Source organism: Streptomyces sp. SID10853, assembly GCF_010548145.1.
Classification (GTDB): Bacteria; Actinomycetota; Actinomycetes; order Streptomycetales; family Streptomycetaceae; genus Streptomyces.
In genome coordinates, this window is sequence record NZ_JAAGLN010000271.1 from 1 (window position 1) to 8,818 (window position 8,818).

General features: G+C 71.6%; 7 protein-coding genes. 2 read left to right on the forward strand and 5 right to left on the reverse strand.

Annotated features, from left to right (window positions below):
- Positions 1–126: 126 nt before the first annotated feature.
- Positions 127–3,222, reverse strand: coding sequence for an alpha-N-acetylglucosaminidase (locus G3I19_RS31610; RefSeq protein WP_164267150.1), 3,096 nt, complete (start codon positions 3,220–3,222; stop codon positions 127–129).
- 393 nt (positions 3,223–3,615) lie between these two features.
- Positions 3,616–3,813 carry a hypothetical protein gene (locus tag G3I19_RS31615; protein WP_164267149.1) on the reverse strand — a complete coding sequence of 66 codons (198 nt, stop codon included), beginning with the start codon at positions 3,811–3,813 and terminating at the stop codon, positions 3,616–3,618.
- Between G3I19_RS31615 and G3I19_RS31620 the strand changes: the two genes are divergently transcribed.
- Positions 3,767–4,813 (forward strand): cytochrome P450, encoded by a 1,047-nt coding sequence (locus G3I19_RS31620; protein WP_164267151.1) that lies wholly within the window; start codon positions 3,767–3,769, stop codon positions 4,811–4,813. The genes G3I19_RS31615 and G3I19_RS31620 overlap by 47 nt on opposite strands.
- Positions 4,814–4,956: 143 nt before the next feature.
- On the opposite strand, the gene G3I19_RS31625 is transcribed toward G3I19_RS31620, so the two are convergent.
- The 3 genes from G3I19_RS31625 to G3I19_RS31635 form a co-directional block, all read right to left on the reverse strand.
- Positions 4,957–5,604, reverse strand: a complete 648-nt coding sequence (locus G3I19_RS31625) for a response regulator transcription factor (protein WP_164267152.1) — start codon at positions 5,602–5,604, stop codon at positions 4,957–4,959.
- Positions 5,568–6,857 (reverse strand): histidine kinase, encoded by a 1,290-nt coding sequence (locus G3I19_RS31630; RefSeq protein ID WP_164267153.1) that lies wholly within the window; start codon positions 6,855–6,857, stop codon positions 5,568–5,570. The genes G3I19_RS31625 and G3I19_RS31630 overlap by 37 nt, the downstream gene beginning before the upstream one ends.
- 276 nt (positions 6,858–7,133) lie before the next feature.
- Entirely contained in the window at positions 7,134–7,694 is a 561-nt protein-coding gene (locus G3I19_RS31635; RefSeq protein ID WP_164267154.1) for a winged helix-turn-helix domain-containing protein, read from the reverse strand.
- Positions 7,695–8,044: 350 nt separating this feature from the next.
- Here G3I19_RS31635 and G3I19_RS31640 point away from each other — a divergent pair.
- Positions 8,045–8,818 (forward strand): Gfo/Idh/MocA family oxidoreductase (locus G3I19_RS31640; RefSeq protein ID WP_164267155.1); only part of this gene is annotated, 774 nt, incomplete at its 3' end.

Here is an 8,818-nt window from a genome sequence, read left to right on the forward strand (position 1 = left end):
TCCGCGCCCCGCCGCGGCTCCGCGCCCCCGCCCACCGATGCGCCCGCCGCGCCGCGTGCCGTCACGGGGACGTACCGCACCGCTCAACTCGGTCCGCCCGGAGGCCCGACCGGGGCCCGGCCGGGCTCAGCTCAGCGACCAGCCGCTGAAGTCGACGGTCCCGCGCACCCCGTTCCCGCCGTTCGTCGCACTCATGAAGATCCCCACGTCCTGGCTGCCCGCGGCGCTCGGCACGGAGACGGTGGCGACGGTGCGCCAGCTGGCCCCGCCGTCCGTCGAGCAGGAACCGGTGTACGCCGTCCCCGCCCGGGAGAGCCGCAGCACGACCGGTGCCTTGATCCCGGTGACGCGCTTGTAGGTGTCCAGCGCGCCGTCGCCGTTCGTGTCGTACGAGAGCACGACGCCCTGGCCCGGTGTCGCCGCCAGATTCAGGAAGCCGGCCGAGCCCGGGGTCGCCAGGCTGTTGCGTACGACAAGACCGCACCGGGCCCAGCTCCCGGTGTTCTCCTGGGAGTCCACCCGTACGGTCACGGTCGTGCCGTCGGCCATGGCCCCCGCGCGGAACGCGGTGCCGAACTGCGTGGTGCCCTTCCACAGGTCCTGACCGCCGCCGTTGATCGCCAGCCGCGTGCCCAGCTGCCCGAACACGGCGTCGTTGCCGGTGTACGTCCGCCACCCGGAGTCGAGCGGTGCCGCCACGTACACCGCGCTCCGCTCCCGAACGTCCACCTGCTGACCGCCCTGCGGCCCGAAGCGGGTCAGCAGGGTGTAGGGCATCGGGCGCAGCGGGGTGGTCAGCGGCTCGGACGGGGCGGTGACCTGCCAGGAGACCGAGCCGGACGCACCGGGTCCGACCCCGGGCAGGGAGGCGCCGCCCTTCGCCGTCGCGTCCAGGCCGGTCAGGGTGAAGTCGACCGGGCCGGTCGCACGCAGCCCGTTGAGGTTGCGGAAGCCGGCCGTGACCGTGCCGGTGCTGCCCGGTGTGAAGGCGACGGGCTGGGCGGAGACGGTGGCGGTGCCCTGGTACGGGGCCGTGGCCAGGGTGTCGTACACACGCCGCGCGGTGCGGTACGCGTCGCCGGTCGCCTTGACGGGATACGCGTCCGTCCGATGGGTCCAGGACTCCTCGTCCGGATACCAGTCGAACGTCTTGGCGTCCCGGCCGTCGGCGAGCGCGGCCGCCAGTTCGTCCAGGAACTTCTGCCACTGCGGGAGGTGGACGTCGCTGAGCAGCCCGTGCCAGTCGCGGTTCGCGTAGTTGCTCAGGTGGTCGGCGGCGGTGCGGTCGGCCCAGGTGGTGAGGAGCGTGCGGGCGGTCCACTCCAGCTGCACCACCTCGGCCGGGCCGGTGGCGAAGCGCTTGGCCTCCTCAAGCCAGGGCCCGAGCAGGAACGCCTGGTGGCAGCCCGCCAGAGTGTCGGCGAGCCGCATCAGCTTCAGCCAGAGCGCCGACAGCGTACGGAGGGTGGCGGCGTCCTTGCCCTCGTAGGCGGCGCGCAGCTGTGGCAGCAGGATCCGGCCCCGGTCGGCGAGCGCCTGCCGGGCGAGGTCGACGAGGTCGTAGCGGTAGGCGTCGGAGCCGCGCAGCGGGGCGCCGACGTCGAGCAGGGCGGCGAACGCCTTGTCGAACCCGGCGGTGTCGAAGGCGGACTTGACGGATCCGGTGAGGCTGGGCCGGCGCGCGAAGAGCGAGTCGACGGGGCGGCCGTCGGTGGTGGTCAGCTGGTACGCGGTCGTGGTGAGCGCGGCGAACGCGGAGCGTGCGGCGCGGTCGTCGCCGCCGTAGCGCACCCCGGCGTACCGGGTGAACCACGCGGCACGGTCGATCTTCTCGGTGCGCCAGGCCAGTTCGCTGAAGAGCTCGAAGGCGGCCGGGTCGCGCTCGGCGGCCTCCGGCATGTACGCGGTGCCGGCCAGCGCACTGCCCTGCTTGTCGCGCCAGGCGGTGAACTTCTCCGTCCAGCGGTCGGTGTCGGCGCCGATCGTCGTACGGCCGCCGAAGTCGGGGATGGAGCCGAAGGCGTACGGGGTGCCGTTCCAGTCCTTCTCGCGGTCGGTGACGGTGTCGATGTCGGAGAGCCCGTCGACGATCAGCACCCGGTCGGTGTCGACGGCCCGCAGCAATTCGGCGCGCGGGTTGGCGCCCCAGCCGAGGATGACCCAGGTGGCGTCCGGGTGGGCGGTGCGCAGGGAGGTCTCGACGGCCCGCGCGGCGTCGGCGACCGGGACGTCACCCGGTGTGCCGCCCTCGTGCAGCAGGTCCATCTTGAAGTGCTCGGCCGGACCCAGGAGTTCGGACTGGTGCCGGTAGAAGGCGGCGGCGACCCGGTCGAACACCTCGGACCTGGGGTCGAGCCAGTCGGGGCGCCGCAGACCGTTCCAGGTGCCCTGCGGGACGACGTCGGCACCGGGGTTGCGGTCGGGGAATCCGTCCGGGACGGTCCCGAAGTAGCCGGGGAACACCGGGTGCATGCCCAGCTCGCGCAGCCGGTCGGCGATGCGCCGGCCCAGCGCCGCGCGCCGGTCGATCAGCGCGGTGGAGAGCGGGCCGCCGTATCCGCTCATGTTCTGCAGCAGCCACCACGGCTGGTGGGACGGGGCGGGCAGCCAGGTGCGGGCCTCGGTGTCGGAGTATCCGAAGTCCTGCAGCAGCCGGTGGTAGACGGCTTCCTGACCGGTCGTGATGAGGACTTCGTTGCAGCCGTGCAGCGCCAGGACGTCGATGGTCCGCTCCCAGTGCGGCCAGTCCGCGTACGGGGCGGTGTAGCCGTCGTGGGTGTCGTTGAGGGCGAAGCGGTGCGGGACGGTCGCCGACTGCTGGACGGCGGTGCCGGGCGCGGGCAGCCGCCGGGGGAGGTCGAGCTGCGAGGTGTTCCACGAGATGTGCGCCCGGCAGACGTACTTGAGGTACCAGTGGACGCCGGTCAGCGCCACGGCCGGGCCGGTGGCCGCGACCTGGATCCGGCCCGCCGAGCCGGTGACCCGGAAGCGTTCCGCCCCGGTCAGGGACGTGAGGGTGAACTGGTCGGCGTGGAGCGGCAGCAGACGCTTCAGCGCCGCCCTGGCCGGGCCGGAGTCGAGCGGCTCGGGCGCGGCGGCGGAGAGACTCCGGGGGGCGGCGGCCGGTTCGGCTGCGGCTGCGGGGGTCTGCGCGCCGATCGCCGCGCCGGCGCCGAGCGCGCCCGCGGTGCTCAGCAGCGTACGTCTGGACAGCTGGTGCATCGGCACTCCTCGTATTGCGTCACTGCTGCTGACGGTCCGTGCGATGACATGCGATGACAGATGCATGCGCACGGTAATGACGAGGAGGAGGCGGAGCAATGGGGCGCACGGTATGAAGGCGTAAAAGCGCCCCGGTTCCACCTTTCGGCCCGCCCGACCACAGGATTGACGGGCCGGGAATCTGGGTATTACGCGCATCCGGCACCTGGCATTTTTGTTCTGTTAGTCGCTGTTCCGGGGTGCGCCGCGGATGAAACATGTAAAGTGCCGGACCTCCGGGTGATCTGCGTTACATTGACGTAACTATTCTGCCGGGTTTCACTTTTGCGGTCGGGTTCCTATATCCGGCTCGGTCAGTTCGCCGTCAATCGGAGGTGCTGTCATGAAGCTCATTCATTCGCTCAAGAACAAGATCAGGCCCGAGAAGAGCCTGAAGTCGTACGCCTGGTACATCTGGTACTGACCCGAGAAATCGTTCGTCCTGTGCCCGGCGGTCCCGCAATGGTCCCGCCGGGCAACGGCCTCTTGCTCCTGGAGATCCCCGATGAACATTTCCGGTACGGACAGGCGTGCCAGGACCACGGTCTTCACGCCGAGAATCGATGATCTCCTGCGCAGGTACCGGAGTGCGGACGCATTCCGTCTCGACCCGGGGACCGTGGGTGTCGCAGGGCCGGAACTGATTGATGAAATTCTCCGCAGCAGACCGGCCAACGAATTCGAACGGCCGACCTTCAAGCCGCTCAAAGGAAGGTCCATAACACGGCCTGAATCGTCCGCGCTCATGCGGGCGATCTCTCAGGACGTCAAAAACGCGCTGAAAAAACCGGACCACGAAGGCGTCGATCTCTCCGGTGAATGGCCACAGGCGGGCCATAACTATCTCCGGGATCTGGTTTTCGGCGCCGATCCCTTCCGCTACCGCGTGCTCGTGGACCGCAGGCTGGAATGGACGACCGCACTCACCTGGACCGTCATCGGGACCGGCGCCGGGCTGCCGGGCGGCCCGGGGCCCGACGCGCCGGTGTCCCGTCTGGCGGCGCTCACCGCGGCGGCCGGGACCTATGCGGAGCGGCGCCACGCCATGGGCATGTACCGGCGGGCGGCGGCGCCCATCTGCTTCACGGTGTCCACACTGGTCGCCAACGCGCTCTGGCTCGGCTCGCCCTTCGACGACGCCATGTCCAACCGGGACATCCTGCTGGAGACGCTCAGGCTGCTGCCGCCGTCCTGGAACCTGCTGCGGGTGGCCTCCCCGGAGTTCGCGGCGCTCGACGACCGGATCGGCGAGCGGGACGACGTGCTCATGCTTCCCCTGCTGACCCATCGCTCTCCCGAGATCTGGGAGGACCCCGACACGTTCCGCCCGGAGCGGTGGGCCGGCGCCGACCCCGACAACCACCCCGGATATCTGCCCTTCGGCCACGCCAACGAGCGTTGCTGGGGGCGGCACATGGTCATGCCGCTGGCGGAGCGGCTGCTGGATCTGCTGCGCGCTGACCAGCTGGCGGTGGCCCCGGAGCAGACCACGGCACGGGTCCCGCTGGCCGGACTGCTGGGAGTCACCGGCGTACGGGTCACCCGGCAGTAGACGCACCGGCTTGTCTTGGCTCGGCCGGGCCGGGCCCGGCGGTACGGACAAGCCGGGCCGGGCCGGGCGGTGCGGGCGGGCCCGGCCGACCAGGGCGAGTTGGGCCGGGGCAAGCCGAGCGGGCGGGCCGGGCTCGGCGGTCGCTACCCCCGGTCCAGATAGGCGAGCACCGCGAGGACCCGCCGGTTGTCGTCGTCCGACACCGGCAGGCTCAGCTTGCCGAAGATGTTCGACGTGTGCTTCGCCACCGCCCGCTCGGTCACCACGAGCTGGCCCGCGATGGCGGCGTTGGAACGCCCCTGCGCCATCAGCTCCATGACCTCCAGCTCCCGCGGGGTCAGGCTGCCCACCGGTTTGTCCTGGGAGCGCCGCGACAGCAGCTGCTGGATCACCTGCGGGTCCATCGCGGTCCCGCCCGCGGCCACCCGGCGTACGGCGTCGATGAACTGGTCGGCGTCGAACACCCGGTCCTTGAGCAGATACCCCACCCCGCCCGTGCCGTCCGCCAGCAGCTCGCGCGCGTACAGCTGCTCCACATGCTGGGACAGGACAAGCACGGGCAGCCCGGGCCTGGCCCGGCGGGCGGCCAGTGCGCACTGCAGGCCCTCGTCCGTGTGGGACGGCGGCAGCCGGACGTCGACCACGGCGACGTCCGGCTGCAATTCGGCGAAGGCTTTGGTCAGTTCGGGCCCGGTCTCGACCGCCGCCGCGATCTCGAAGTCGTACGCCTCCAACATCCGGACCAGGCCGTCTCTCAGCAGGAAGAGGTCTTCGGCGAGGACAACACGCACGGAATCTCCATCGTCACCATGGTCGGGCCGCCCACCGGGCTGTTGACGGCCAGTACGCCGTCGAATGTACCCAGTCGGCGTTCGATTCCGCTCAGTCCCGAACCGGCTCCCACCGACGCACCCCCGCGACCGTCGTCCGTGACCGATATCCGCAGCATCCCGTCGGCGTCATGGATGTCGACCCAGATCCGGTCCGCCTGCGCGTGCTTGACGGCGTTCGTCAGGACCTCGCTGACCGCGAAGTACGCCGCGGACTCGACCGGGGCCTCGGCGCGGCCCGGCATGTCCACATCGACCTCGGCCGCTACGGGCAGCCGCAGCGCCAGGGCCCTGACCGCGTCACCGAGTCCACGCTCGGCCAGCACCGGCGGGTGGATACCCCGCACCAGGTCCCGCAGTTCCGTGAGGGCTTCGGCCGACGAAGCGCGGGCCATCGACAGCATCTTCTTCGCCTGCGCCGGGTCCTTCTCGATGAGCGCCTCGATGGTGGAGAGGTTCATGCCCATGGCCACCAGCCTGGCCTGTGCGCCGTCGTGCAGATCCCGCTCGATCCGGCGCAGTTCGGCCGCCGAGGTGTCCACGGCGTCGTGCCGGGTCTCGGTGAGCCGGTCGATGCGCTCGCCCAGCTCGGCCTCCCGGGTGGGGGCCAGCGCCCACCGGGTGACGGCGAAGTGGGCGCGGACCAGCTGCGGCGCGAAACGCAGCCCGACCGCGAGCCAGCAGATGCCCACCAGGGCCGCGAACGCCGCGGTGGTCCAGCTGTCGACCCGGACGAACTCGTACCAGTACCCGCCGCCCGCCCTGACGACCGGCTTCCACAGGCCGAGCAGCAGCAGAATGCCGAAGACCCCCTCGCTGAACAGCGAAACCGGCAGCAGCGCCGTGATCGCGCCCGCCGTCATATCGACCAGCAGCCAGCGCAGATCGCGCCAGGTCGCCGGGGACTTCACCAGCAGCGTGCAGTGCTCCACCTGACCGGCTATGCCGGACCGGGAGTGCTGCGGCAGCGGCCGGCGCACCACCGGGATCCGAGTGTCGGCCCAGGTGGCCGCCAGCAGCCGGCGCCGGTCGGCGTGCGAGCGGACCAGCCCCAGGAGCGCGGGTGTGGTGAAGACACCGACACCGACCGGGATCAGCGCGATCGATGTGACGGCCAGCGCGAAGAGCGTGATCGAGCCGACGAGTGACATCAGGGCCAGCGCCAGGCCCCGTACGGCCGCCACCCCCGCGTCGCGGGCCTTCGTCGTCACCATGGATGTCCCTCTCGTTCCTGGCCGGGAGATCGCCGGCCTGGACACCAGTGTGGTCGCAACGGGGCGCCGGGTCATTGGGTTCCGCACCCGGAACCGGGGTGTAGCTGGCACCACCCCCCCCGGCCTTCGCCCACGGTTCCGCACCGGGGGCTCCGGCACGGTGACCATGTCCGACTCCGAGAACGGCCCGGGCGAGTCCGCCCGGGCCACCCGGAGCCTGACCGAGCGCGGGATACGGGGGTGCCGGGTACGGGGCGCGGGATACGGGGCGCCGGATCAGGGCGCGTACTTGTACCCGACGCGGCGCACCGTACGAATCGTGTGCCGGTGCTCGGCGCCCAGCTTGCGGCGCAGCCGGGCCACATGGACATCGACTGTCCGGCCGTCGCCCACATGCCCGTAGCCCCACACGGTGGTCACCAACTGGTCGCGGCTGTGCACCCGGTGGGGGTGCGCGACGAGATGCGCGAGCAGCTCGAACTCCAGATACGTCAGATCCAGCGCCCGCCCGTCCACCGATGCGGTGCGCTCGGCGCTGTCGATCCGCACCGCGCCCTCGGGGGCCGAGGTGTGCGGGGCCGGGGCCGGCCCTGTGGGACCCGGCTGGTGGTCGGCGGGCACGAGCACCAGATAGCCGACCATCGGCGGCTGGCCCGGCACGGTGGGCAGGGTGTGCTGTGGCGCGGGCAGCCAGGTGGCGCCCGGCGGCAGGAAGTCAGCGACGGGGACCACCTCGTCACGGTCGACGGACCGCAGCCGGTGCCGGTGGGTGGGAAGAGGCGTGGCGGGTGCGGCCGTCGCGGTGGTGGCAGCGGAGAAGGAACGGGTGTCAGCCATGAGTGGTCAGCTCTTTCGCGCGGAGAGGTCGTCGATGGACGTACGTCGTGCGCGCCGGCCGAAGGCTTCGAATCGGAAGAGGCGTTAGAGGGCCGGCGCCTGGGTCGCACGGCAACACACTCGGTCGAAGTCGTGGTGCTGACGGGACGGCCAGAACGGTTCGAGGTCGAAGCGACCTGTCGAGGTGTTCTGATAGCGGGCCATGTGCCCATTGAACCAGATGCGGCGGGGCAGCAGCAGGGCTCCCGGCAAGGAAGGCGGTTCCGCCGCCCGGTACGGCCCGATACCGGACAGCGTCCGACGACCGGCGCCCCATGGCCTGCACTGCCCCATGGCCGACACTGTCCGGTATGACGAAGCCATCCCGCACGGGAGCGAGTACGAGTACGGGTACGGGTACGGGTACGGGTACGGGTAGTGCGAGTGTGAGGCCGCGCATCGGTCTGCTCGGTACCGGCCCCTGGGCGCGGTCCACCCACGCACCGGCGCTCGCCGCCCATCCGGAGATCGAGTTCAGCGGGGTCTGGGGCAGGCGCCCCGATGCGGCGGCCGCGCTCGCCGCCGAACACGGGACGACCGCGTATCACGACGCCGACGCGCTGTTCGCGGCGAGCGACGCGGTCGCGGTGGCTCTGCCGCCGGACGTCCAGGCCCCGCTCGCGGCCCGCGCCGCGGCGGCCGGATGCCATCTGCTGCTCGACAAACCGGTCGCCACGACGCCCGGCGGGGCACGCGAGGTCGTCGCGGCGGCCGAACGCTCCGGTGTCGCGTCGGTGGTCTTCTGCACCCTGCGCTTCACCCCGGGCGTGGCCGAGTGGATCGCCGGACAGGCCGCCGTCGACGGCTGGTTCACCGGCCGCGCGCAGTGGCTGGGGGCGCTCTTCTCGCCCGGGGCCGACAGCCCGTACGCGGCCTCGCCGTGGCGCAGGGAGAAGGGCGGGCTCTGGGATGTCGGCCCGCACGCGCTCTCGGTCCTGCTGCCGGTCCTCGGGGACGCGACGGAGGTCACCGCGGCCGGCGGCGCCGAGGACACGGTCCACCTCGCGCTGCGCCACACCTCGGGTGCGTCGAGTTCGGCGACGCTCAGTCTGAGCGCCCCCGCAGCCGCGGCGGGCGTGACCGTC